This is a genomic window from Hydrogenimonas cancrithermarum, from assembly GCF_030296055.1.
Lineage (GTDB): Bacteria > Campylobacterota > Campylobacteria > Campylobacterales > Hydrogenimonadaceae > Hydrogenimonas > Hydrogenimonas cancrithermarum.
Genome location: NZ_AP027370.1, coordinates 654,889 through 677,168 on the forward strand (window position 1 = coordinate 654,889; position 22,280 = coordinate 677,168).

General features: G+C 52.9%; 25 protein-coding genes. 3 read left to right on the forward strand and 22 right to left on the reverse strand.

Annotated elements, in window-relative coordinates; translation table 11 throughout:
* Positions 1–4: 4 nt before the first annotated feature.
* From QUD54_RS03345 to QUD54_RS03365, 5 genes are read right to left on the reverse strand one after another with little or no spacing between them, the layout of a single operon-like run.
* A complete protein-coding gene (locus tag QUD54_RS03345) occupies positions 5–790 on the reverse strand; it encodes a ParA family protein (protein ID WP_286337549.1) in 786 nt (261 codons plus the stop codon).
* Complete coding sequence (locus QUD54_RS03350; protein WP_286337550.1) at positions 787–1,422, reverse strand: biotin--[acetyl-CoA-carboxylase] ligase; 636 nt, start codon at positions 1,420–1,422, stop codon at positions 787–789. The genes QUD54_RS03345 and QUD54_RS03350 overlap by 4 nt, the downstream gene beginning before the upstream one ends.
* Positions 1,403–2,308 (reverse strand): methionyl-tRNA formyltransferase, encoded by a 906-nt coding sequence (gene fmt / locus QUD54_RS03355; RefSeq protein ID WP_286337551.1) that lies wholly within the window; start codon positions 2,306–2,308, stop codon positions 1,403–1,405. Before fmt ends, QUD54_RS03350 begins: the two co-directional genes overlap by 20 nt.
* Positions 2,305–2,463, reverse strand: coding sequence for a hypothetical protein (locus tag QUD54_RS03360; RefSeq protein WP_286337552.1), 159 nt, complete (start codon positions 2,461–2,463; stop codon positions 2,305–2,307). Before QUD54_RS03360 ends, fmt begins: the two co-directional genes overlap by 4 nt.
* A complete protein-coding gene (locus QUD54_RS03365; RefSeq protein ID WP_286337553.1) occupies positions 2,441–4,801 on the reverse strand; it encodes a multiheme c-type cytochrome in 2,361 nt (786 codons plus the stop codon). The genes QUD54_RS03360 and QUD54_RS03365 overlap by 23 nt, the downstream gene beginning before the upstream one ends.
* Before the next feature lie 167 nt (positions 4,802–4,968).
* On the opposite strand from QUD54_RS03365, the gene QUD54_RS03370 reads away from it, so the two are divergent.
* Positions 4,969–5,160, forward strand: coding sequence for a hypothetical protein (locus tag QUD54_RS03370; RefSeq protein ID WP_286337554.1), 192 nt, complete (start codon positions 4,969–4,971; stop codon positions 5,158–5,160).
* Positions 5,161–5,167: 7 nt separating this feature from the next.
* Here the strand turns inward: QUD54_RS03370 and QUD54_RS03375 are convergent, their stop codons facing one another.
* From QUD54_RS03375 to QUD54_RS03385, 3 genes are read right to left on the reverse strand one after another with little or no spacing between them, the layout of a single operon-like run.
* Positions 5,168–5,635 carry a tetratricopeptide repeat protein gene (locus tag QUD54_RS03375; protein ID WP_286337555.1) on the reverse strand — a complete coding sequence of 156 codons (468 nt, stop codon included), beginning with the start codon at positions 5,633–5,635 and terminating at the stop codon, positions 5,168–5,170.
* 59 nt (positions 5,636–5,694) lie between these two features.
* Positions 5,695–6,420: an SIR2 family NAD-dependent protein deacylase gene (locus QUD54_RS03380; RefSeq protein ID WP_286337556.1), complete on the reverse strand. Its 726-nt coding sequence runs from the start codon at positions 6,418–6,420 to the stop codon at positions 5,695–5,697.
* A gap of 31 nt (positions 6,421–6,451) precedes the next feature.
* Positions 6,452–6,871 (reverse strand): hypothetical protein, encoded by a 420-nt coding sequence (locus tag QUD54_RS03385; protein ID WP_286337557.1) that lies wholly within the window; start codon positions 6,869–6,871, stop codon positions 6,452–6,454.
* 55 nt (positions 6,872–6,926) lie between these two features.
* Here QUD54_RS03385 and QUD54_RS03390 point away from each other — a divergent pair, with 55 nt between their 5' ends.
* Complete coding sequence (locus tag QUD54_RS03390; RefSeq protein ID WP_286337558.1) at positions 6,927–7,085, forward strand: hypothetical protein; 159 nt, start codon at positions 6,927–6,929, stop codon at positions 7,083–7,085.
* A 12-nt stretch (positions 7,086–7,097) separates the two neighbouring features.
* On the opposite strand, the gene trpB is transcribed toward QUD54_RS03390, so the two are convergent.
* The 13 genes from trpB to QUD54_RS03455 all read right to left on the reverse strand — a co-directional run bounded on the left by trpB (position 7,098) and on the right by QUD54_RS03455 (position 18,115).
* Positions 7,098–8,315: a tryptophan synthase subunit beta gene (gene trpB, locus QUD54_RS03395; RefSeq protein ID WP_286337997.1), complete on the reverse strand. Its 1,218-nt coding sequence runs from the start codon at positions 8,313–8,315 to the stop codon at positions 7,098–7,100.
* Positions 8,316–8,413: 98 nt separating this feature from the next.
* Positions 8,414–8,623, reverse strand: coding sequence for a hypothetical protein (locus tag QUD54_RS03400; RefSeq protein ID WP_286337559.1), 210 nt, complete (start codon positions 8,621–8,623; stop codon positions 8,414–8,416).
* Positions 8,624–8,662: 39 nt separating this feature from the next.
* A complete protein-coding gene (locus QUD54_RS03405; protein WP_286337560.1) occupies positions 8,663–9,001 on the reverse strand; it encodes a c-type cytochrome in 339 nt (112 codons plus the stop codon).
* 63 nt (positions 9,002–9,064) lie between these two features.
* Positions 9,065–11,197 carry a ferrous iron transport protein B gene (feoB, locus tag QUD54_RS03410; RefSeq protein ID WP_286337561.1) on the reverse strand — a complete coding sequence of 711 codons (2,133 nt, stop codon included), beginning with the start codon at positions 11,195–11,197 and terminating at the stop codon, positions 9,065–9,067.
* Positions 11,194–11,454 (reverse strand): FeoA family protein, encoded by a 261-nt coding sequence (locus QUD54_RS03415; protein ID WP_286337562.1) that lies wholly within the window; start codon positions 11,452–11,454, stop codon positions 11,194–11,196. Before QUD54_RS03415 ends, feoB begins: the two co-directional genes overlap by 4 nt.
* Before the next feature lie 72 nt (positions 11,455–11,526).
* A complete protein-coding gene (locus QUD54_RS03420; protein ID WP_286337563.1) occupies positions 11,527–12,570 on the reverse strand; it encodes a glutathione synthetase in 1,044 nt (347 codons plus the stop codon).
* A complete protein-coding gene (locus tag QUD54_RS03425) occupies positions 12,567–14,474 on the reverse strand; it encodes a flavohemoglobin expression-modulating QEGLA motif protein (protein WP_286337564.1) in 1,908 nt (635 codons plus the stop codon). Before QUD54_RS03425 ends, QUD54_RS03420 begins: the two co-directional genes overlap by 4 nt.
* Positions 14,471–15,316: an N-formylglutamate amidohydrolase gene (locus QUD54_RS03430; RefSeq protein WP_286337565.1), complete on the reverse strand. Its 846-nt coding sequence runs from the start codon at positions 15,314–15,316 to the stop codon at positions 14,471–14,473. The genes QUD54_RS03425 and QUD54_RS03430 overlap by 4 nt, the downstream gene beginning before the upstream one ends.
* Positions 15,316–15,756, reverse strand: coding sequence for an arsenate reductase ArsC (locus QUD54_RS03435; RefSeq protein WP_286337566.1), 441 nt, complete (start codon positions 15,754–15,756; stop codon positions 15,316–15,318). Before QUD54_RS03435 ends, QUD54_RS03430 begins: the two co-directional genes overlap by 1 nt.
* A 125-nt stretch (positions 15,757–15,881) precedes the next feature.
* On the reverse strand, positions 15,882–17,135 hold the full coding sequence (locus QUD54_RS03440) for an arsenic transporter (RefSeq protein WP_286337567.1): 1,254 nt from the start codon (positions 17,133–17,135) through the stop codon (positions 15,882–15,884).
* A gap of 1 nt (position 17,136) precedes the next feature.
* Entirely contained in the window at positions 17,137–17,394 is a 258-nt protein-coding gene (locus QUD54_RS03445) for a hypothetical protein (protein WP_286337568.1), read from the reverse strand.
* On the reverse strand, positions 17,391–17,804 hold the full coding sequence (locus tag QUD54_RS03450; RefSeq protein ID WP_286337569.1) for an arsenate reductase ArsC: 414 nt from the start codon (positions 17,802–17,804) through the stop codon (positions 17,391–17,393). Before QUD54_RS03450 ends, QUD54_RS03445 begins: the two co-directional genes overlap by 4 nt.
* Positions 17,801–18,115, reverse strand: coding sequence for an ArsR/SmtB family transcription factor (locus QUD54_RS03455; protein WP_286337998.1), 315 nt, complete (start codon positions 18,113–18,115; stop codon positions 17,801–17,803). Before QUD54_RS03455 ends, QUD54_RS03450 begins: the two co-directional genes overlap by 4 nt.
* 194 nt (positions 18,116–18,309) lie before the next feature.
* On the opposite strand from QUD54_RS03455, the gene modD reads away from it, so the two are divergent.
* Positions 18,310–19,143 carry a ModD protein gene (modD, locus tag QUD54_RS03460; protein WP_286337999.1) on the forward strand — a complete coding sequence of 278 codons (834 nt, stop codon included), beginning with the start codon at positions 18,310–18,312 and terminating at the stop codon, positions 19,141–19,143.
* On the opposite strand, the gene QUD54_RS03465 is transcribed toward modD, so the two are convergent.
* Positions 19,140–22,271, reverse strand: coding sequence for an efflux RND transporter permease subunit (locus tag QUD54_RS03465; RefSeq protein ID WP_286337570.1), 3,132 nt, complete (start codon positions 22,269–22,271; stop codon positions 19,140–19,142). The two genes, modD and QUD54_RS03465, sit on opposite strands and share 4 nt — an antisense overlap.
* Between the last annotated feature and the right edge of the window lie 9 nt (positions 22,272–22,280).

Below are 22,280 nucleotides of genomic sequence, written 5' to 3' on the forward strand. Positions count from 1 at the left end.
AGCCTTAGCTCGCCAAGATTGCCTGTGCCAGATGCTGGTAGGCCTGCGAGCCGGTCGATTTCACATCGTACAGTATGACCGGCTTGCCGAAACTCGGACTCTCAGCCAGTTTGACATTTCGTGGAATGACGATGAATTCGTCATCGTTCGACTTGAAAAGCTTGTTTTTGAAATGCTGTGTCAAATCGGCAAATACCTGTTTGGAGAGGTTGTTTTGCCCGCTGTACATTGTCGGAAGGAAACCTTTGATCTTCAGTTTCGGGTTAATCGTCTTTTTGATCAGACGAATGGTGTTCAAAAGCTGGGCGAGCCCTTCCAACGCAAAGAATTCGCACTGAATCGGAATAATGACCGAATGGGCCGCACTGAGCGCATTGATCGTGATAGGCCCAAGTGCAGGGGGTGAATCGATGATGATGTAGTCATACTCTTTTTTCACCTCATCGATCTTCCGTTTCAGAATGAGTTCGCGCCCTTTTCGCGTCTCACTGTCGTAAAACTCTTTTTCCACACCGACCAGGCCGATATTGGAAGGGACGAGATGAAGCGTCGGCAGGGTCGTTTTCAATATCGTGTCCGAAATTTTTTTGGCACCGATCAGGACATGGTAAATGTTGTATTCGTAATCGTTTCGGTGGAACCCGAGACTGGTCGTGGCATTGGCCTGAGGATCCGCATCGATCAGGAGAACCTTTTTTTCAGCCACGGCAAGTGACGCCGCCAGATTGACAGCTGTCGTCGTCTTTCCAACACCGCCTTTTTGGTTGGCTATCGTGATAATTTCGCTCATCGTAAACTTACTACCCTTCTGTTTCCTATCATCAACGAACCGTCTTCATTCAAAACGGCATCCGTCAAATCCAATGTTTCATTCCCGACATGAGTATAAAAGTGTTTGCTCTTTTCAAATTCTAAACTAAAGTTGCTAAAAATCTGCTTCCATGACGGAGAAGTTTCCACGCTCCGCAAAAACGTTTCCAAAAGTTCCAAAGGCGTGATATCGAGATCCAAAGTCCCGAAATCAAGGGGTGCATCGACAATATTCACTCCAATGCCCGCAATCACGGCATCTCCTTTTTTTGCTGTGATGCAGCCCCCTATTTTACGCCCATTGAGGTACAAATCGTTGGGCCATTTGACCCAGGCGCCAGAACCCAGTTTTTCTACCGTTTTTTTCATCAGGAAAGCGAAATAGATGGATGTGGCGCTGATGGGGAGGTCATCCGGCAGCATCGTTTGAGGCATCGCCACGGAAGCGAAAAAATTGCCTTTTTTACCGATCCATCTGTTATCCCTGCTTCCGATACCTTCCGTTTGCATCTGGGCAATCACGGCACATGGAAGGTCGACACGATTCTCCTTTACCTTCTCGATCAGCCAGGCCTGCGTCGACGGGAGCGTTTCAAATGAATAGATCGTCAATCTTCAGCCTCTTGCCCCGGATATAACTCAACGCATCCATCGCTTTTTTCGAAGAAGGTTGGACCATTTTGATCTTCAGTGCACCACTTTTACACGCCACGACGACTCCATCATCGTCGATCGCAAGAATTTTTCCGGCTTCGCCTTCGCCTTCCATCAACGCGAGATCGAGAAGTTTCAAACCGTTTTCGAGATAGATGCCCGGCCATCCTTCAAATGCGCGAAAACGGTTGTAGATCGTCTCGGCCGGCAAATCGAATGTCACCAATCCATCGCGTCTGGCGATTTTTTTACAGTAGGTCGCATCGGCATCACACTGAGGCAAAGATCGTATCGACCGATACTTTTTTACCGTCTTCAGTGTCAGGTCGGCTGCCATTTCGGCCAGACGCATGAAAAGTTCGTTCTTGCGGTCGTTCAGACCGATAGGCGTAACGTTCCACGCAAGCATCGGGCCGCTGTCGAGCCCCTCCTCCATCAGCATCGCCGTCACACCCGTCACACGGTCGCCGTTCAGAAGCGCCTGCTGTATCGGACTCGCGCCACGGTATTTCGGAAGCAGCGAGGCATGCAGATTGATGCAGGGTGCAATCTCTAGTATCGCTTTGGGAAGCAGCTGCCCGTACGCCGCGACGACGATGAAGTCCGGTTTCTCGCGTTCGATCCGCCCTGCGATTCCATCCTCTTTCAGGGAGTACGGCTGATAACAGGCGACGCCCGCCGCCTCCGCCGTAACCTTCACCGGCGGCGGTGTCAACACCTTTTTACGTCCAACAGGTTTATCCGGCTGGGTGTAGACCGAAGTGACGGTGATTTCCTTCTCGGCAAGCAGCCGCTTTAAAATCGTATCGGCATACTCCGGCGTTCCCATAAAAACGATATTCATAGTTTTCTCGCTCCCTCCGCCTGCATCATCTTCTCGAACGATTCGGCCTCTTCCTTCGCTTTGCGTCTCTTTTCCTCCTCCGCCTTTCGCCTCTTTTCGGCTTCACTCATTTCGCTTTTGATCGATTTCAGTTTATTCAGAACATTTTCGTCCACGTCGTATCCTCCATATGATGTAAAGTAGTACCAATCCACCAAAAATTCCACCCAACACCTGTACCCAGGCGCCGATGCGCATCGTCTTGTTCAAGATATCTCGATGCATCCCGTTGTCGATGCTCACACCAGCCGTCTCCGCGACATGATGCATCAGCGAAACCGCGAGATCCTTATCCGGTATCGTTTTGTGGCAGCTCATACATACACCGCGTCGGTCGAGTTTGGCACGCTGTGCATTGTCCAGCGGGCCGGCGAGGTTCCAATGGTTGTCGATTGTCTGTAGCCATGTACCGTTTTCATCGACGAAGCGGCTCCAGTCGACATTGAAGTTCTCGATCTTCGGTTTCTGTACCGTATAGCGCGAAGGGATGACTCTGCCGTCGGCCGTTTTGAGATCGACGATAAAATCTTCGCCCATATTGCCCCACACTTTGCCGCCCTGAATCCCGTAGCCCATCGCGGCGGGGTTGGCATGGCAGCTTTCGCACGCCCTAGCCTCTTTCTGGACCGTATGCGAATGGACCGATGCCATAACGATACCCGGCAGTCTCTTTTCGCTTTCGGGGTGTTTATAGTCGGGCATCATGAAGACATGGTTTTTCAGCAGCGCTTTGCCCGATTTGCCGATGACGGTGACGACCACCTGGCATCCCGGCATTGCCGGCGACACGCGCCCTTCCCCGTTTTGTACCAGCGGTGGATTTTCCCAGCGCAGGTAGCTGCGGGTCTCCGTCACATTACCCGGAACCAGATGTTCTTTGAGCGTCCCGCGCATCGTCGCCGTCGCCCCGTGAAGATCATGGTCGTGTGCCGCCGCGAGCCAGTCGACCTCTTTATGGTTTTGGCTGTAGTCGATCTTCACATGGCATCCGTAACACTGCGGCGCCCACGTATCGTGGCAGGTGTAACACTCCATCCTGTCGTTGTGTTTGGTGATCTGGTCCATCGCGACAAGCCCTTTTTGGGAGATTTTTCCCTCTTCTTTAAGCTTTTTGAGCGGTTTGAGCCGGATATCTTTTCCGCTGGCCAGATGGACGATGACGTCGGTGCCATCCTTGACCACATTCTTGTAGGGATTGCCCCGGGCGGTCAGCAAATACCCCTCTTGGGGCGCGAAGGTCGTCCCCTTTTTCAGATAGTCCGCCAGCCTCTTCGTCACACCGCGTTGTTTGCCCGAAGCGGGTTTGGTATCGAACTCGTCGCTGTAACCGAGCGGCAGCTCCCACGGATACTTTTTCGTCGTTCCGTGGCAATCCTGGCACTCGATCTCGACAGGCCCCAGCGTCGCACCGGCTAAAAAACCATCGCCGTGCAAATCGCGCGTCGTGTGGCAATCCTGACAAAGCATCCCTTTGCGCATATGCACGTCCGATTTGAGATGTAGATAGTGTTTGGTATGGAGTTTGGGCTGGCCGTTCCCTTCCTCGTCGAAGCCCGGTTTATAGGCGGTCTCCATCAACCCTTCATAACTTACGCCGATCCGTTTCCCTCGGTTATGGCAGGTGGAACAGGTCTCGACCGGCACACCCGTATAGCTTACGCCATGGACGCTCACCTTCGCATTTCGCGACGACTGGATCTGATGCACCAGCATATGGCCCGGCTCCTCTTTCGGAATCGTCGGGTCGTTTCCTTCATAAAAGCCGTCGTTGCTGTAGGGGATGTGGCACGAAGAGCAGCCGATCCCGCGGAAATCACCGCGCTTCTGCCGCCCTTTGGAGCCGGTATGGCAGCGCAGACACTCCTGCCGAAGGTAGGTGTAGGCCGCCAGCTTCGGATTTTTCTCCACCTCTTCGGGAGTCGGTGCCGGCGGAATCTCTTTCATTTCGGCCGGGAAGACCTGCGGGTTGAGATCATGAAGCTTCTGCATATATTTCTTGTAGGCCACCGTTCCCAAACGTGCATGCGGATCGGAGGGGTTTTTGGTATCGTAATTCCCCTGATTGTGTTCATACCCTTCCAGTCCACCGAAACTGTAGAGCGTCCCGTGAATTTTTCCCTGCTCCGTCATCATCAGGCTGTTCATCTGTGCCTCGACCTGCTCTTTGTGGCACATGCCGCAGCTGTTTTGGTTGATCCACGGGCTTCCCGGATCGGGATAGAACGCTTTGGGGCCCTCGTGCTCCATAAAATAGGCAAGTGTCCCGCTGTGGGCCGCTTCTTTCGTATCAGCCTCCGGATTTCCGCCATGACAGACAACGCAGTTGTTTCCCTTCACCCCTGCCTTTTCGGCTTTTTTGGCGATCGCTTCGGCCATTTTCGTGTGGGGGTCGCGAATATCTTCGATTCCCTTGTGGCACTCGATACAGCTCTTTCCATAAGCAGCGATCATCATAACTATAATTAATACAAAATATCTGATCACGAGGGCTCCTTTCAGAATGAAGAATGGTAACATACCGGGGATGAGAGGCCGCTAAAAAACAGGATCCGAAGCCCTCAAAGAGAATTACACACGGATTGCACACAAACGGAGTATAATAGATTTAAAAGGAGGTTATCATGTGTATGTCCCATGCTCCAGCCAAAGCACACCAGCCCGGCGGTTGGAAGAAGAAAGAGAAAGCGGCGAAAAAGCATACGCCGTTCGATGAAAGCCTGATGAAACCCGACCCGGATTTTGTCGACGAGCGGATCGAAAAACGAGAAAAACCGAAAGGCTTCCTCGACAGGCTCGCGAATATATTCGACTAAAACCCGATTACGCTTTCCAGAGTTCGTAGCGGCTCCAGATGTCGTGTGCCTCTTCACCCGCACCGGCATCGATAGCCGATTTGATCAGATCGGCCGCCATTTCGCGCGTACCGCCCGCTTCCCCTTTGGCATAGATCTCTCCAAGTGTGATACGCGCAGCGATATCGCCCGCATCACTGGCCATCTTCAGATATTTTGCAGCTTTTTCAAAATTTTCCGGTACACCCACGGCATTGGCATAGGCGAATCCGATGGCCGATTGTGCCGGTACGATCCCGCCATCGGCCGCTTTCTCGTACCACTTCGCCGCCTCCTTGAAACTGCGTTCGGCACCCTGGCCGTTATAGTGGAGCACACCCAGTGCATATTGACACTTCGGATTCTCCTCATCTTTCATGAACCACGCATATGCCTCTTCGAATCTCTGTTGCGCATACGCGTTCATTCCGGCATTGTAACAGTCGATCTCTTCCATCAACACTCCTCTTTTTTACCTGAATTGTATCGGACGAGACTTTCGAACGATTGAAAAGGTCACTTTAAAAACCGTGCGATCCTCTCCTCCAACTCTGCAGCCGCTTCACCCGCCTTTTTTCGAATATACGTTTCGAAATATTCGTCGATATAACGCTCATGCGACCCGAACATCGTCACATACATCTCCCGGTTGGGATTGACGAGGATGGAGTTGGCGAACTCGGTAGCGATGGAGACGATGTCGATCACCTGGCCGCTGGTACCGATGGCGACAAAGAGATCACTCTCGTCGATCGCCTTTTGAATGAAGCGGTAGGCAGGGGCCGGCTCGCCGAACATTACGACATTGTGACGCACGTTTCGGCCGCCACACGAGGGGCAGCTCTCGTCCTCTCTCTGGGCACGGAAGCCGATATCCCAGACATGGCCGCACGCTTCACACCGCAGATCGCGCAACGTTCCGTGCAGATGGATGACGTTTTCGCATCCGGCACGCTCCAAAAGATCGTCGACATTCTGGGTCAGATTCCAAATTTGTCCCGGAAAACGCTTCTCGAGCCTGGCAAGGGCGAAATGCGCGGGGTTGGGTTTTTTGTCAGCCAGATCCTTACGACGGTCGTTGTAAAACTGTGTCACGAGCTTCCGGTCTTCCTCCCATCCCTGTACGGAGCAGACTTTCATCACGTCATACTCCTCCCACAGGCCGTCATTGTCGCGAAAAGTCCTTATGCCGCTTTCGGCACTCAGCCCCGCCCCGCTTAGAATCATCGCTTTCTTCATCATTTTCTACCTGCGCACCCATCTCTTGAACACATTACACCGCCCACATTATTTGAGAAAGGATGATAATGATGACGACCAGCGTAAAAGGAAAGTAGTGGCTTTTGAAAAGCCACGGGTCGATTTTGAAAATCTTCTGGTTGAAACCGCGAATACCGAGCCACAACCCCAAAAATGCCTTGATCAGCAGTACCATCTGCATATGGTTCAATCCATCCTCTCCGACATGGCCGAATACGTGTGGAAACATGTAGATGCCGGTACCGACGACGACAAAGAGCGCATACGGCACGACCTTGCGTACATGTGCCATGATCGCCTCTCGGCACTTCGCGCCATCTTCGGCCGGAAGGGATTTTTGCATCTTCTGCAAAAAGAGAATGTCGACAAACAGAAAACCGCCGTAAACGAAAGCGGCCAGGAGGTGAACGGTATGTATCAAAGTGAACATCATAATACTAATTCCTTATGAAAAGTTGCTATAATTGCGCAAAAACTTGGAGGTTATTATGCCAAAAGTACCTGAAGATGTCGGATGCCGAAACGAAGAGTGTGTCAAAAAAGATGAGTGCAAACGCCAGGAGATCGCGAAAAACGGGACAGCCCGCGAAGTCAGAAGTTTCGGCGGAACCCCTGAAAAAGGGTGCGGCAAGTTTATCCAGAAATAATACCGGAAGCCGCTACGCCTCCGGTCTCCACTCCCTCACGCCAAACGTATCCACCACATAGTCGATATCTTTGTCGCCCCGCCCCGAAAGATTGACCAAAATCGCATCGTGCGGCACATCTTTGGCCAGTTTCATCGCATAGGCGATCGCGTGCGAACTTTCCAGTGCAGGAATGATCCCTTCGTACTGGCTGATCGCATAGAAAGCATCGACCGTCTCCTCGTCCGTCGCACTACGGACATGGACGCGGCCGATATCGTGCAAGTAGGCGTGTTCGGGGCCGACCCCCGGATAGTCCAGCCCGCTGGCGATCGAGTGGACCGGCGCCGGATCCCCCGCCTCGGTCTGCAGAAGAATCGATTTGAAGCCGTGAAGAACACCCTCTTTGCCATACTCCAGCGTCGCCGCATGGTCGCCGAGGCGCGTCCCTTTGCCCAGTGGCTCGACGGCGTAGAGTTCGACCGGATCGTCGATGAAACCGCTGAAAATCCCCATCGCATTGGAGCCGCCGCCGACACAGGCGACGACATGGTCGGGAAGCTCGCCCGTCATCTCTTCGAACTGCTCACGCGCCTCGAGGCCGACAACACTCTGAAAGTCGCGTACCATCAGAGGAAACGGATGCGGTCCGACCACCGAACCGATGGCGTACATCGCCGTATCGAGCTGGCCGAGATAGGCTTCGAACGCCGAATCGACCGCCTCTTTCAGCGTTCGCAATCCATGGGTCGCCGGAACGACCTTGGCTCCAAGGATTTTCATCCGTACGACATTCGGGTGCTCTTTTTCGATGTCGACCTCTCCCATATGGATCTCGCACTCGAGTCCGAAATAGGCACACGCCGTCGCCAGCGCCACGCCATGCTGCCCCGCACCGGTTTCGGCAATGAGCTTGGTTTTTCCCATGCTCTTCGCTAGCAGCGCTTCTGCCATGCAGTGGTTGAGTTTGTGCGCGCCGGTATGGTTCAGATCTTCACGCTTGAAGTAGAGCTGCGCCCCGCCGATCGCGTCGCTGAGGCGCTTGGCATGGTAGACGGGTGTCGGACGTCCCTGATAATGTTTCCGGATACGGCGAAGTTCGGAGAGAAACTCATGCGATTTGCGCAGTTTCAAATAGGCTTCGGTAATGCGTTCGAACTCTTCGACAAGCTGCGGCGGCAGAAAGGCACCGCCATATTCGCCGAAATAACCTTTTTCGTCGGGCTGGGTTTTAAGATAGGCATGCTTCATCATAGACTCCTGAAAAAAGTATTGCCCAGTTTATAACGAAGTGGTTTAAGGGTTTGTTAGACACGAAGCGGATTTTGCCGCTCCGATGAAGAGAGCGGTTAGATCAGACCGAGTTCGGCGAAGACCGGTTTGAGTTCGGCAAATTTTTCGATAAGTGCTTCGATAAGCGTTCCGAAGGCTTTGTCCTCTTCGTACCACTCTTCGATGTGTGCCAATGCATTACTCTTCTGTTCTTCCGTCAGCTTGTCGGAATTTCGAATCGCCTCTTTGAGAGATTCGAGTTTTTCGTGATCTTTATGATGCGGCATAAATACTCCTTTTTCTTTTAATCATAACGCTTTTTAGGTTCAACTTCCCTTTTTCACCATCCACTTTTTAAACGGCTGCAGCGAATCGATGAAGTCCGCGACATCGTCCATTTCGTCTCCAGTCAGCGGCAGTGTCGGCATCGCGTTGGCATTGTAGCCGAATTTTCTGTACTGTCGGTCCGGACTCTCGATATAATCCACGATTTCCTCTTTTGTGCGTGTATAGGAGACGAGGTTGAAATCCCTGCCGAGCCCGCCGGTCATGCGAATACTGTGGCACTGTGCACAATTGGCTTCATACACCTTTTTCCCCCGTTCGATATCGGCGGACAAAAGTGTGGCATAAAGTATTGTCATTGCAAAAACGATCTGTTTCATAGGTGACTCCGAATCTTTTTCCGGAATCATATTTAAATCGGACAAATTTTGTCTTGATTAGAATCAAGTCAAAAAGATGCTCCCAACTTGGTAGATCAAGACGCTGGCACCGTACGCTAGAAGCGGTAGAAAAAGAATCTCGAAAAGTGCCGGTTTCCATCCGAACTCCTCTTTGATCGCGGCGATGGTCGAGACGCACGGAATGTAGAGCAGAACGAAGACCATGTAGCTATAGGCAGCCAAGGGCCCGTCGAACTGGCTTTTCAGCCGGGCCTGAAGTGTACCGGGTGCAGGCATATCCTCCCCACTGTCGCCGCCAAGAAAAAAGAGGCTTCCAACCGATGCGATCAGTGCATCTTTCAGTGCCGCCGCCTGCCGTTTCGTATCTTCCCACAGATCACGAGGAGGTGGTTCCCTCCGGACCGACTCGACCCCGTAGATCGTTCCCAGCGATCCGATTACCACCTCTTTGGCGAGCGTTCCGGGAATCAGTGCCGCCACCGGCTCCCAGTGCCCACCGAAACCTGCCGGCTCGAAAAGCGGTGTGACGATTTTGGCCCCTTTGGCGAGATAGGAGTCGTGAATATCCGCATCCGGCGGAAGATGGATGACGCCCCACAAAATGATGGACGCGGCGACGATGACGGTCCCCGCACGCACGATGAAATCTTTCAACCTCGGCCACATCAATACCCAAATCGCCCTGAACGTCGGCATATGGTAGGCAGGAAGCTCCAGAAAGAAGGGCTTCTCTCCGCTTTTTGGCAGTATCCGGTTCGCGACCCAGGCGATAAGAAGTGCGATGACGACACCGAGAATATAGAGGGAGATGATGATCTCCGCCCGGTTCTCTTCGAAAAAGAGTGCCGTGAAGAGGACATAGATCGGCAGTCTCGCGCTGCAGCTCATCAGAGGAATCGTCAAAACGGTAATGATACGCTCCCTAAGACTCGTCATCGTGCGGGTGGCGTAGATCGCTGGAACGTTGCAGCCGAATCCCATGATCATCGCGATGAAGGCATTGCCCTTGATCCCAAGCGAGCGAGCGAGCCGATCGAGAAGAAAACTGACACGCGCCATGTAGCCGCTCTCCTCCAGAAGCGCCATGAAAAAGTAGAGAAAAAAGAGCAGCGGAAGAAACGAGAGTACCAGCCCGACGCCGTTGACGACGCCGTCGACGAGCAGCGAATCGAACCAGGGGGGCAGATGGACACCCAAAAGCGCGTGCAGATGGGGCACAGTGTAGGACTCGAAAAAATCTCCCGTCCACTCCACCAGCGGCGCACTGGCATCGAAGGTGATTCTGAAAAGAAGATAGAGGATCACGAAGAGAATCGGGAACGAATAGAACCTGTGCAGAACCACCGCGTCGATACGTTCGCTGAGTACGGCCCTGTCGACCACGGGCTTTGTCAAAACCTCTTCGAGGATTCTGTCGATCACTTCGTAACGGGAACGGGTGATGATCGTTCTGATCGGAAGGTTCATATGACACTCCAGCCGTTCTCTCGCACCTTCTGCGAAACGGAGAATCTCTTCGGCACACGCTTTTTGTGCCAATTCGACGGCGAAGGCATCGTTTTCGATCAGTTTGATGGCGAAGAGCCGTTTCGGATAGGGAAACACTCCGGCCTGTTCGATTTTTCGCATCAAAAACGCGACCTCTTTTTCGATATGCTCCTGGAGAGGCTGAATCCGGGGCCTTCTCCCCTCTCTGATCGTTTCGACCGCCCGTGCGATCACCTCTTTGGCCCCCAGGCCGGCCGAGGCGACGGTGGGCACGGCGTAGGTCCCCAAAATCTCCTCCAGCCGTTTCAGATCGAGCGTATAGCCATGCCGCGTGAAGTCGTCGAACATATTGAGTGCGAGAACCATCGGTTTTTGCATATCGATCAGTTCGAGCGTGAGATAGAGGTTTCTGCGAAGATTGGTCGTCTCGATGACATCGACAATCCCGTCCGGCGACTCGTACGCGAGCACGTTTCGGGTGATCTTCTCTTCCAGGGAATAGGGGCTCAGCGTGTAGGCACCCGGCAGATCGACGAGCGAAACGGATTCACCTTCGTATCGGAATGTCGCCTCTTTTTTCTCGACCGTCACGCCGGGCCAGTTACCGACCTCCAGGTCGCTTCCGGCGATAGCGTTGATCAAGGCCGTTTTTCCCGTATTCGGATTGCCCACGAATGCGATTCTCACACGCTTCCCTTCCCTTCCTCTCTATGTATCCGAGAAATCGGTTCCACATCGATCTTTCGGGCATCCTCTTCGCGTAAAGCGATCTTTTCATTCCCGAAACGCAACTCCAGCGGGTCGCCGAGCGGTGCCCTGCGCAGAAGCTGCACCGTCTCGCCACAGAGCAGCCCAAGCTCCATCAGCCGGTCTTTTAGTTCACCAAGGTCGCCGATCGCTTTGACGATCGCCTTCTGTCCGGGTTGGAGATCCGCCAATCTCATCGTTTACCACCTTGCCGTACGTGAATGGAAGCGAAAACGACCGGGACTTTCCACAGAGCCACTCAAAGAGTTCTACAGTGTGTTCATTTCAATATTGTCGAAATTTCGACGGTAGTATTGCATATAGAGAACCTTCTTTTCGAGCGCTTCTATGACCGTCTGGCTAAAATCCACATCTTTGAAAAGATGGGCGTGATGCAGCCCTCCGGGACTGAATACATTGATCTCGAGTAGCTTGTCGCCAACGATGTCGAGCCCCACCAGAAACATGCCGTCCTGGACAAGTTTCGGACGGACGATCTCCGCGATCCTCAACATTTCATCGGTCACCTCCACCGCTGCCGCCCGCCCACCGGCATGGATATTCGACCGGATATCCTTTTCGGCGGGAATTCTCCTGAAAGCGCAATAGCGTCCATTCGACTGCAAAGGGGCCCCGTTCATCAGAAACAAGCGTACATCACCGTTGAGGGCTTCCGGCAGAAACGCTTCGGCGATGGCATACCCGTCGCGAAAGACGGCATCGGCCATCTGGTGAAGGTTGGCCGCATCGGTAGGTTGCACGAAAAAGACATTGCGCCCTGCCGAACCCATCAGCGGTTTGATAATGATGTTGCGGTCGTGCGCTTCGTAAAAACGCTCGATCTCGGACACATTTCTTGCGATCACCTTTTCGACACGTACCTCTTTCGGAAAATGTTGAAAATACATCTTGTTGATCGCTTTTGAAAGCCCGTCCGGATCGTTGAGAACGATCACACCATGCCGCAGTGCAGTGCGTCCGAAGACGATCGCCGCATGCTGGGCCCATGAGGATTGAATATCCTGGGCCGGATCGTTGCGAAGCATCAAAATATCGAGATCATCTACCGTGATCCGTTTCTGTATTGCATCATCCGCACAGAGCGCCCCGTAATAACTCTTCTGATCCGAATAGTTTCCGGTTTCGACACTTCTGGCATGGGCATGAACCATCTCATCACAGTTGTAGACGAAATCACCCACACCCATCAGCCAGACTTCATGGCCCATCTTCGTCGCCGTCAATGCCAGCTGGATCGTGGAGCTAGGCAAGGGCTCGTGAAGAAGGTCGTTAATGACAAATCCGATTTTCATATGTATCCTTTTTCGATCAAATCCAGAATACTCAGTCTCTTATTCCGTATCTCTTCAAGTCTCGCTTTTGCGGACTTTTCGTCAAGCCAGCGCGGCCAGAGCGGCGGTTTTTTCAAAATCTCTCTCCACTGTAGCTCTTCGATCAGAGGGATGTGTTCGGCCGCGATCTTCCCGACAAACAGAGGCTCCAACGCACCGCCATCGTGCAGATAGTCGAACAGTCCGACCAACCCGCGCAGATAGACCGCATCTTTCGTCAGCCCGCCCCCTCTGAAGACACGTGTCGTGATCGTGAAGGCGCTCTTCTCGCCAAATCGGTAGCGTTCATGCAGCTGCCGAAACGTCTCCTCGAAAGAGCTTCCTTCACAAAGCATATGCACGGCGACCACCCGTGCCGCCAGAATTCTTAGGCGCGCTTTGCTGATACCTCCGCTGAGATATTCGGAGAGAACGGCAATCCCCTCCTGCATCTCGTCATAACCGCTGAGCCCCGTATGGAGCTGTTTGAAAGGCTGAGCGAGGCCGTTCGTGTAGGTCAGGATATGGGTGCCGATCTCGTGATGAAGCAGTGCTTCGACTCTCTTTTTGGGAAAATGTGCCCATTTGGAGATGAAGAAGTCTCCACCGGAGACCATCGCACCGGAGACGATATCTTCACGAATCTGCACAGAAGAACGCATCGACGGATAGAACGTTTTGTAGTATGCGATCTCGTCATTCGCATACTCGGCAAACGTTTCGGCATCCACGGTATCTGTTTCGGCATCGGCTTCGAGATTCCGCTGTTCATGGGGAAGATGTTCGAGCATCGTTTCCGCTGTTTCAAGCAGCGCGCTTTCGACCTTTCCGTAGGCGGGAATGCTTCCATAGAGAAAATTCGGTGTGTCGCGGTCTGAAAGCATCGTCAATTTACGATCGAGCTCTTCACGCTTCTGGCAGAAAAGCTCCATCAGTGTCGGATCTTCGATCTTTCCGATGGGAATGTCGTAGAGCGCACGTTTCATCTGCGGAATGTCGAAGGGCCTGGGCCGGTAGAGGAAATGGGGCGTTCCCGTATATCCTTTCGCTTTGAAGCTCTCCCATGCCTCCTCCGTATTGACAGGGGTGACCTGCAGAAGAAAGTCGAACGCATCGTCGATTTCGGCCAAGGCGTTGTCCACATCCCAAACGACTTTCGTGACAAGCCGCCGTCCCATCATTGCATAGTGGGTGGGACAGCTACCGGTCAATGCCACGGAAAAGCGGTAAAAGGCGTTTTTAAGCGCTTTCGCAACCCCCTTTCGGATTCCTTCGAGTTCGATAGGATAGAGTGTCTCGCCCGTCTCGTCCTGATAGGCGGGTGCGACGCCGAGTCCGAGGAGATAGGTATTGCAGCGTTGCAATACATCTTTTTCCAAAAGCGGAGGAAGCGCTGCGGGGGCGACGCTTTCACAACGCGCAATCTGCACATGGGCGCGAAGCCGGTGAAGCGTGACCCTTTTCAGCCAGTTCCGAAGTGTTTCGACGGTGGAAAGGAGTTCCTCCGGCTGATCCGAACAAATCCTGAACGCCGGTGACCGCTTCGTTTTTGTTTCATCGCAAAAGGCTTCGTACGGCAGCGTCCAGAGCTCGACGATCAAAAAATGTCCAAAGATTTTCGACATGGTTTCGGCAACGGCTTCGAGCAAGGAGGTGACATTCTCGCCTCCCAAAACCGTCAGATAGGAAGCCTCGCCATAGACGAGACGTTCGGTACCCACATCCGCCTTCTCTTTCGGCTTTCGGTAGACGCAAAGAAATGGAAGCTGCCGGTCGATATGAATTCGACCGCCGCCGGGAAGTTTTTTTCTGACAGCCCGATTGGCCTGAAGATCCGCCGTTACACTCTCGATGAAATCTTGACCGATTTCCGCCGGTCCGTTCATAGCTTCACCCCCATCTTTTTCAATGAGGACTCGATACCCGGCATGGCGGACTTCAGAAGGGTATGGATTTTTTCGACCTGCAGAAGATCGATATGCCCGCTCCACTCATCCATGAAAATTTTTTTGATTTCGATCGAAAGTACACATCCCGACTCTTTGAAATTGCGGTGAATCCATTCGGCCATATAGCCTCCCTGGAACTTGACGTTTTCACGCACATCCAGCGTTCGGCCGAAATAGTCGAACCTCTGCAAATCGCTCATAAACGTTTCGATGAGCGGTTCCCAGAGCGTCCGGTCTGAAAGCGTTGCGGTTCCGACATTGATATCGGGATTCATCCGCGGATCTTCCGGTGGGGCATCGGGCCCCTTCCGCCGATGGTTGTAGCTGTGCAGATCCAGAACGACGAAAAATCCATGTCTCTCTTTCAGCTCCGACAAAAATTCGTAAAGCTCTTCGTAAAAGAGATCGTAGAGCCCCAATGCATGCGCGATCATCTTGTCGTTCGGCAGGCACTTCCACACATCGAGCCCCCATGCATCCTCGGGCTTCAGATAGACCGCCTTCTCCCGGGGCCTGTTCAGATCGACAAGAAAACGGGAAGCCGAAACCGTCAGGCGGTTGTCCGCGATCGACGTCATACGATAGGTACACGGATCCTCCTCACGAAGCCGCGTCGCTTCGTCGATCGCGATAAATGCGGCGACTTCTTCCGATAAATCGTGCCCGTCATGAATCGCGGCCGCGACGATCGGGCCTTCTGCCCGGCATATCGTCCACTGCCGCCGGCTCATCGAAAATTTCCGGGCAATCGACTCCGGATCGCAAATCGGCTTATCCATCACTCCTCCTCACAAAGTTCCTCCTCGATTCGAGGCAGAAGAAGTCGTTTGAGTTGGTGGATCGTCCGCTCGTACGCTTCGAAAGGCTTTCCGTCGGGATCCTCGAAACCGATATGGATCACCTTTCTCGCACCTGGTAAGACTGGACACGCCTCTTTGAGGTTGTCGCATACAGTTACCACCAGGTCGAAATCGCTACGCTTCAAATCATCCAGACTCTTCGACCACAAATGCTCGGTTTCGATTCCGTCTTCCGCCAACACCTGTATCGTTTCGTGATCGATACTCCCTTTCGGAACGATACCGGCACTCTCGGCATGCAGGTTACACGAACGTTTCAGATGGTGGTTGACCAGTGCCTCGGCCATAATGGAGCGGGCCGCATTGCCCATATCCAATATCAAAATTCTCTTCATCGATTCACTTCTTTTTTTCTTCATATCATACACTGATAAAGTTTTAAAAAAGATTTTTATGGTGAAATCGAAGAGTTTTCGTCATAAAGTCATACAGAGTAACGGGGAGAGGAAGCGATCGGCACCGATAGAGGAGAGAAAGGATCGCCTCATATCAGTCCCAAAAGTGCTACGAGGAGTACCGGTGGCGTCACGACAAGCCCGACCTTCATATAGTCGCCCCATCCTATCTTCACACCTTTTTTGGCCAGCACATGCAGCCAAAGCAGCGTCGCGAGCGACCCGATCGGCGTCATCTTGGGTCCGAGGTTGCAGCCAAGGATGTTGGCGTAGGCCAAAAAGGTGTCACCCGTCTTCTCGATCGCGATATCCATTACCATGATCGTCGGCATGTTGTTCATGACGGAACTCAAAAGCGCCGACAAAAAGCCCGTCCCGATTATATAGGTTTCATGCCCGTACGTTTTGAATAGTAGCAGCCATTCGGCGATCCGATCGGTCAGGCCCGCGTTTTTAAGCCCGAAAACGACGACATAGAGGCCGATGCTGAACCAGACGACCTGCCAGGGCGCCGTTTTGATCGTCATGATCGGTTTGGTCGCTTTGAATCGCGCAGCGATCCAGAGGAAAAGGAGTGCACCGCCGAGTGCGAAGAACGAAACCGGCACATGATAGAGATCGCCGATGAAGTAGCCTAGCAAAAGCAGCCCCAGAAACCACCAGCTCACCTTGAACATCACCTGGTTTTTGATGACGCTCGAGGCTTCCGGAAGCGTGTCGATATCGACACGCGTGGGAATCGACTTCCTGAAAAAGAGCCAAAGCACGACGATCGACGCTGCGATCGACAAGAGGTTGGGCAGAAACATCGCTTTGAGATATTCCCAGAAACCGATACCGAAATAGTCGGCTGTGACGATGTTGGTGAGGTTGGAGATCACGAGCGGATTGGAAGCACTGTCACCAATGAAACCACCCGCCAGCAGAAAGGCGAAGATCGCTTTGGGGTCCATCTGCAGATACCGCATTTTCGCCAGCAGAATCGGCGTGAGAATCAGTGCCGCGCCGTCGTTCGCGAAAAAAGCAGCCACCAATGCTCCCAGTAGCAGGATGTTGACGAACATCAGATGCCCACTGCCGCGGCTGAGTCTGGCCATCTTCACCGCCGCCCATTCGAAAAAGCCGATCTCGTCGAGTACCATCGAAAGCAGAATGATTCCGATGAATGCCAGCGTCGCATCCCATACGATGGAAGTGACCGTGACGACATCGCCGACCGTAACGACACCGAGTAAAAGTGCGACGACGGCACCGGCTACCGCACTCGTTCCGATCTGCAGGCCACGGGGCTGCCAAATGACAAGTACAAGTGTGACGATAAAAATCGAAACAGCCGGCAGCATGTTACGGGTTCAATACTTTGGAGCGTGCCAGTGCCGCTTCGATCTCCTCTTTGGCGATATCGCCGGTGAGCTCCAGCTCGACGGCACCGTCTTCACCCCTGACTTCCATGTTCCGGATCTTCTTCTTCGTCGCATCGCTCATACATTCGCACTGTCCCGTCGCACAGTTTTCGACCATTTTGACGATATTTTCCTTTTTCACTTCGCCCGTAAAGGCGATTTTGACACCCTTTTGTGTCCTGTTCACAATCTTGTTCATCCGTTTAATTCCTTTTCAATGATTGGCAATAGTTGCTGTTTGATCAGATTCTTCGTTTCGACAAACGCATCGTAGGGTTTGCCGTCGGGGTCTTCGAAACCGACATGAATCGTTTTGACGCCCCCGGGAAACACCGGGCAACTCTCTTTGGCGTTGTCGCATACCGTCACGACCAGGTCGAAAGGCCCCGCTTTCATCGCCTCGTCGATCGTTTTGGACCGGTAACGATCGTCCCACGCGCCCTCTTCTTCGAGCACCTTTTTTGCGTTCGGGTTGACCCGTCCACTGGGATCGCTCCCGGCACTGCAGGCTTGAACCCCTTTGAATCCGAGGTATCGGTTCACCAGCGCTTCGCCGATGATCGAACGGCAGCTGTTGCCGGTACACAAAATCAACACCTTTTTCATCATGAACACGCTCCGGAAATTTTTTTCAATTCGGGAAGGTCGATCGGCAACGTTCGAATCTCTTCGAGTGTCTCCTGCCTGAACCTGTCGATCGGCGATCGGATCGCATAGTATGTCCATCGCCCGCACCGATCCGCTTTCAGGAAACCGGCATCTTTGAGAATCTTCAAATGGCGTGACAGTCGCGACTGGATCATCCCGAACGACGCCTCGAGATCACAGACACACAACGGCCCATGCATGTCGATGAACTTCAGGAGTTTCACGCGCGTCTCGTCATAGAGTGCACCGACGCTCTTTAAAAAATCTTCTATCGCTTCCATTCTCCCTCCAAGTCAGAGACAGATCATAGCGGAAATAGAGTTACATATCAAGATATCTTGATATGTAACTTTTTAAACTTTTTTCTTTCGATCTTCCGATATACTACGGCCTGATAAGATATTTCCTCCTGCAATGGACAATGAAAAAGCCTACTATATCCAGGGGTGTTTGAAGAGTGAAAACGATGTTTTTCAAAGAGAGTGAGATAGAATTTTTTATCGAGGAAGATCTGCCCTATTTCGATCTGACAACCGATGCACTCGGCATCTCGAAAGAGGAGGGTCGGATCGACTTCATTGCCAGAGAGAAGAGTATCGTCTCCTGCAGCGAAGAGGCGGCAAGGATTTTGGAGAAGCTCGGTGCTTCAGTGATCGATACGATCCCATCCGGCTCGGAAGCCGATCCCAACAGCGTAATTCTCCGTGCCGAAGGGAGTGCAGAAAGCCTTCACAAAGCGTGGAAAGTGTGCCAGAATCTCCTCGAGTACGCCGGAGGCATCGCGACCTATACACGAAACATGCATGCTCTGGCGTGGCCGATTCCGATCTTTGTGACACGCAAATCGCAGCCCGGATTCAAGAAAATCGCGATGAAATCGGTTCTCAACGGCGGCGGCCATCCTCATCGCCTCGGCCTTTCGGAAACCTTTCTACTCTTTCGAAACCACAGGGCTTTTCTGGAAGACGATAAACTTTTGGACCGTATCGAAGCGCTGCAGAAAGCGGCGATGCTCGAAAAAACGATGGCGGTGGAAACCGATGCGCTCGACGATGCCATACAATTCGCCGAACGTGGCATTCGACTCTTTCAACTCGAAAAATTCCCTCCCGCCCTACTTGCAGAGACGGTAAAAACGCTGAAAAAAAGATACCCCGACATCCGCCTGCTTGCAACGGGTGGCATACGACTCGAAAATGTCGAAGCATACGCCAAAACGGGCGTGGACGGGCTCATTACGACAGCTCCCTACTACTATGCTGCACCCGCCGATATAGGAGTGAGAATCGAAAAAATCTAGCAAATCCTCTTTTCGATACCCTCCCCGGTCGAATCATTGAATTGCGTTTTAACCGAATCGATCTTTTTATTGTTCGGATCGGTCGCGTAGGCGAACATCGGCACATAGACCAGTGTAAGCAACGTTCCAATCAGCAAACCACCAATGGCGACATCGGCAAGCGGACTGAGACGCTCCAGCCCCACCGCCTGTTCGAGTGCGATCGGGATCATCCCGGCGATCGTTCCGAACGCCGTCATCATCACCGGACGGAAACGGACACGGACGCTCTGAGCGGCGGCTTTGAACGGTGTCTCCCCCTCCGCTTCGTATGTTTTGTAAAAATCGATCAGTAGAACCGCATTTTTTATGATGATACCGAAAAGCAAAAGTATGCCTACCATACTCGGCATACAGCTCGGCTTGTCGAAAAGCAGCATCCCCCATGCGCCGCCGATCATCGAGAGCGGCAGTACGACGATCATGACAAGTGCCAGTCGCACCGACTGGTAGATCGCAACAAGCGTCATCAGCAGTATGACGACCCCAAGTGCGATCGCCTTGACCATACGTTCAAAACTGTCGTTCAGCTGGACGATATCCCCCTCCTGCGTCACGACGAAACCTCTCGTATCGAGATCTTGCAGGACTTTATCCGCATCTTCCGTAAGATGGGTCACCGGACGTTTGGCCCGGTATGCCCCTACATCGATACTGTAGAGCATCTTGTCCCGCTCGATTTTCGCCGGCGTGAGACGGTAGTGAACACGTGCGATCTGTTCAAGTGGAATTTCGCCGAATTTCGTCGTGATCGGAAGCAGACGGATCGTCTGGATATCGGTGGCGAATTTGCCTTTCAGATAGAGGCGTACCATCTGGGTGTTCATCGAGGCGAAGCCGGCGGCCAGCGAGACGATCTCCCCCTTCAGCGGCATCTGCATCGCGATCTGCCAGGGGGTCAATCCGTAACCGAGCGCTCTGTTCGTATCGATTTCGACGGCTATTTCGGCAAAATTGTTGTCCCAGCTCTGTGAGAGCGACGTCAAACCTCTGATCTCCTTCATCGCGGCGAGCACCTCTTTCGCCTTGTCGGGCAGCCCCTCCCAATCCGCACTTTTGATGCGCACATCGAGCGGGGCTTTGATGGTCGACAATGCCGTGGCACCGAAATCGAAAACATCGTTACGGGTCACACCTTCCAGGTGTGAAAGTTTGTCGCGGATGATCTCTTCCAACTCCCAGATCGACGCTTTACGCGCGAATCGGTTGACCGTGTTGATCGTGATCGTCGCTTCCGCCGGCAGGTTTCCGCTGCCCAGGCTGAGCACGCCTGGCTCGGTACCGAAAGCGACCGAGCTCATGCGCACCCAGTTCTGGTCGTGCAGCCACGACAAGAAGGGTTCGAGACGCTTTTCGCCCGTGTCGACCGTATCGTTGGTGCTGAAAGCGACCTGAACCTTGATAATCCCGGTGTCCATCGGCGGCATCACATCCTTGCCGATAAGCGGCAAAATATTTTTGACACTCAACACCAGTATCGCCAGCACGGCAACGGTCAGCACGATACGCCGCAACACCCCCGACCCGCCATTGGAGAATTTCAGTATACCGATATAGGGGGCGACAAGCCGTCCGATCGTATTCTGATAGAACCATTCGAACCATTTCTCGATCTTTGTCTTCCGTGTCCCGTTTCTATAGAGCCAGGCCGAAAGTTTCGGAATGAAGGTGATAGAAAGGAAGTAACTCACCAGCAGTGCGATGATCAGCGTCTCGATGAGCGGCCGGAAAATGTGTTGCGGAAAATCACCGACGAACATTAGGGGGAAGATGATGGCGATGGTCGCGACGGTTCCTGCAAAAACCGGCATAAGTACCTCTTTGGTTCCCTTCCTGATCGCCGTCTGCAGATCTTCATGCTTCTCGTTCAAATGCCGTTCTATGTTCTCGAGAACGACGACCGCATCGTCGACCAACATACCGAGTGCCAGAATGATGCCCGTGTACACGACGATATTCAGTTCTCCTCCCATAAGCCATATGACGGCCATTGTCGCAAAAAAGACCATCGGGATCGAAAGGCCCGCCGCGATGATCGCCCGGAAGTTTCCCAAAAAGATCATGATGACAAGCAATGTAAAGATGATGGCATCCCGAAGCGCTTCGAGCATATTCGTATTGGCTGTTTCGATCAGATCCCTCTGGGTGTCCGCGATCTGAAAATCGATATTCGGATAACGCTGCTGCAGCTTCTTCATTTCGGCCCGTGCCGTATCGGAAACGGCGAGCACCGACCCACCGGGAGAGCGCTGGATACTCAACGCGATGGCCTGCTTGCCGTTGCCCATGTAACCGCACATCCGTTTTCTGTAGCTCCAGCGCACATCGGCAATCTTCCCCAGCATGACATTGGGAAGAATATGGAGCTGTTTCAGTCTGCTCACCTCATCCTTTTCGCCATAGTATGTCAACGTATAAAAACCATTTTCCCCTTTCATGAAACCCAGCGGCATATCTCTGTTGAGTTCGCCGAGCACTTTCGCGAGCCGGTCGAAACTCACACCGTACTTCTTGGCTTTGAAGGGGTCGACATCGATACGGATGCTGCTCTCGAAACCACCGAATACTTCAACGTTGCCGATGGCCGGGTTGCCCAGAAGATAAGGTTTGATAAAGCTGTCGGCAACCTTCCGTATTTCCGCCAAAGAGATCTGGTCGTTTTTTGGCGTAAGAGAGACGACATCCACAGGTAATGTGAAATCACCTGCCGTGTAGATTGTCGGATTGGCGCTCGAGGGAAGTTTTCCGCGGGCGACGGAAAGGGCGTTCGCCACATCGACGGCCGCCGATTCAAGCCCCTTTTCATACTCGAACTCCGCCTTGACGATAGAGAAATTGGCGACATTGACGGAGCTGACATCACGCACCAACCCCAAACGCGAAATCTCCTCCTCGATCGGTTTCGAGACCGTATTGGCAGCCACCTGTGCCGTGGCACCCGGAACCTGGGTAATGACGATGACCTGGGGACGGTTGGCATCCGGAAAAAGATTTTTAGGCAGCGTCACAAGCCCCACGATCCCCATAAAGAAAAACGCGGCGATGATGCTGTAGAGCAGATAGGGCCTTTTATAAAAAAAATCGAACATTGTTTAACC

What these genes read in the sequence shown, in the direction of transcription:
- QUD54_RS03345 (WP_286337549.1), bottom strand. Translation starts at nt 790, where the DNA reads ATGAGCGAAATTATCACGATAGCCAACCAAAAAGGCGGTGTTGGAAAG.
- fmt (WP_286337551.1), bottom strand. Translation starts at nt 2,308, where the DNA reads ATGAATATCGTTTTTATGGGAACGCCGGAGTATGCCGATACGATTTTA.
- QUD54_RS03365 (WP_286337553.1), bottom strand. Translation starts at nt 4,801, where the DNA reads ATGATGATCGCTGCTTATGGAAAGAGCTGTATCGAGTGCCACAAGGGA.
- QUD54_RS03370 (WP_286337554.1), top strand. Translation starts at nt 4,969, where the DNA reads ATGTGTATGTCCCATGCTCCAGCCAAAGCACACCAGCCCGGCGGTTGG.
- QUD54_RS03375 (WP_286337555.1), bottom strand. Translation starts at nt 5,635, where the DNA reads ATGGAAGAGATCGACTGTTACAATGCCGGAATGAACGCGTATGCGCAA.
- QUD54_RS03380 (WP_286337556.1), bottom strand. Translation starts at nt 6,420, where the DNA reads ATGATGAAGAAAGCGATGATTCTAAGCGGGGCGGGGCTGAGTGCCGAA.
- QUD54_RS03385 (WP_286337557.1), bottom strand. Translation starts at nt 6,871, where the DNA reads ATGATGTTCACTTTGATACATACCGTTCACCTCCTGGCCGCTTTCGTT.
- QUD54_RS03390 (WP_286337558.1), top strand. Translation starts at nt 6,927, where the DNA reads ATGCCAAAAGTACCTGAAGATGTCGGATGCCGAAACGAAGAGTGTGTC.
- trpB (WP_286337997.1), bottom strand. Translation starts at nt 8,315, where the DNA reads ATGAAGCATGCCTATCTTAAAACCCAGCCCGACGAAAAAGGTTATTTC.
- QUD54_RS03400 (WP_286337559.1), bottom strand. Translation starts at nt 8,623, where the DNA reads ATGCCGCATCATAAAGATCACGAAAAACTCGAATCTCTCAAAGAGGCG.
- QUD54_RS03405 (WP_286337560.1), bottom strand. Translation starts at nt 9,001, where the DNA reads ATGAAACAGATCGTTTTTGCAATGACAATACTTTATGCCACACTTTTG.
- QUD54_RS03415 (WP_286337562.1), bottom strand. Translation starts at nt 11,454, where the DNA reads ATGAGATTGGCGGATCTCCAACCCGGACAGAAGGCGATCGTCAAAGCG.
- QUD54_RS03420 (WP_286337563.1), bottom strand. Translation starts at nt 12,570, where the DNA reads ATGAAAATCGGATTTGTCATTAACGACCTTCTTCACGAGCCCTTGCCT.
- QUD54_RS03425 (WP_286337564.1), bottom strand. Translation starts at nt 14,474, where the DNA reads ATGAACGGACCGGCGGAAATCGGTCAAGATTTCATCGAGAGTGTAACG.
- QUD54_RS03430 (WP_286337565.1), bottom strand. Translation starts at nt 15,316, where the DNA reads ATGGATAAGCCGATTTGCGATCCGGAGTCGATTGCCCGGAAATTTTCG.
- QUD54_RS03435 (WP_286337566.1), bottom strand. Translation starts at nt 15,756, where the DNA reads ATGAAGAAAAAAAGAAGTGAATCGATGAAGAGAATTTTGATATTGGAT.
- QUD54_RS03440 (WP_286337567.1), bottom strand. Translation starts at nt 17,135, where the DNA reads ATGCTGCCGGCTGTTTCGATTTTTATCGTCACACTTGTACTTGTCATT.
- QUD54_RS03445 (WP_286337568.1), bottom strand. Translation starts at nt 17,394, where the DNA reads ATGAACAAGATTGTGAACAGGACACAAAAGGGTGTCAAAATCGCCTTT.
- QUD54_RS03450 (WP_286337569.1), bottom strand. Translation starts at nt 17,804, where the DNA reads ATGATGAAAAAGGTGTTGATTTTGTGTACCGGCAACAGCTGCCGTTCG.
- modD (WP_286337999.1), top strand. Translation starts at nt 18,310, where the DNA reads ATGTTTTTCAAAGAGAGTGAGATAGAATTTTTTATCGAGGAAGATCTG.
- QUD54_RS03465 (WP_286337570.1), bottom strand. Translation starts at nt 22,271, where the DNA reads ATGTTCGATTTTTTTTATAAAAGGCCCTATCTGCTCTACAGCATCATC.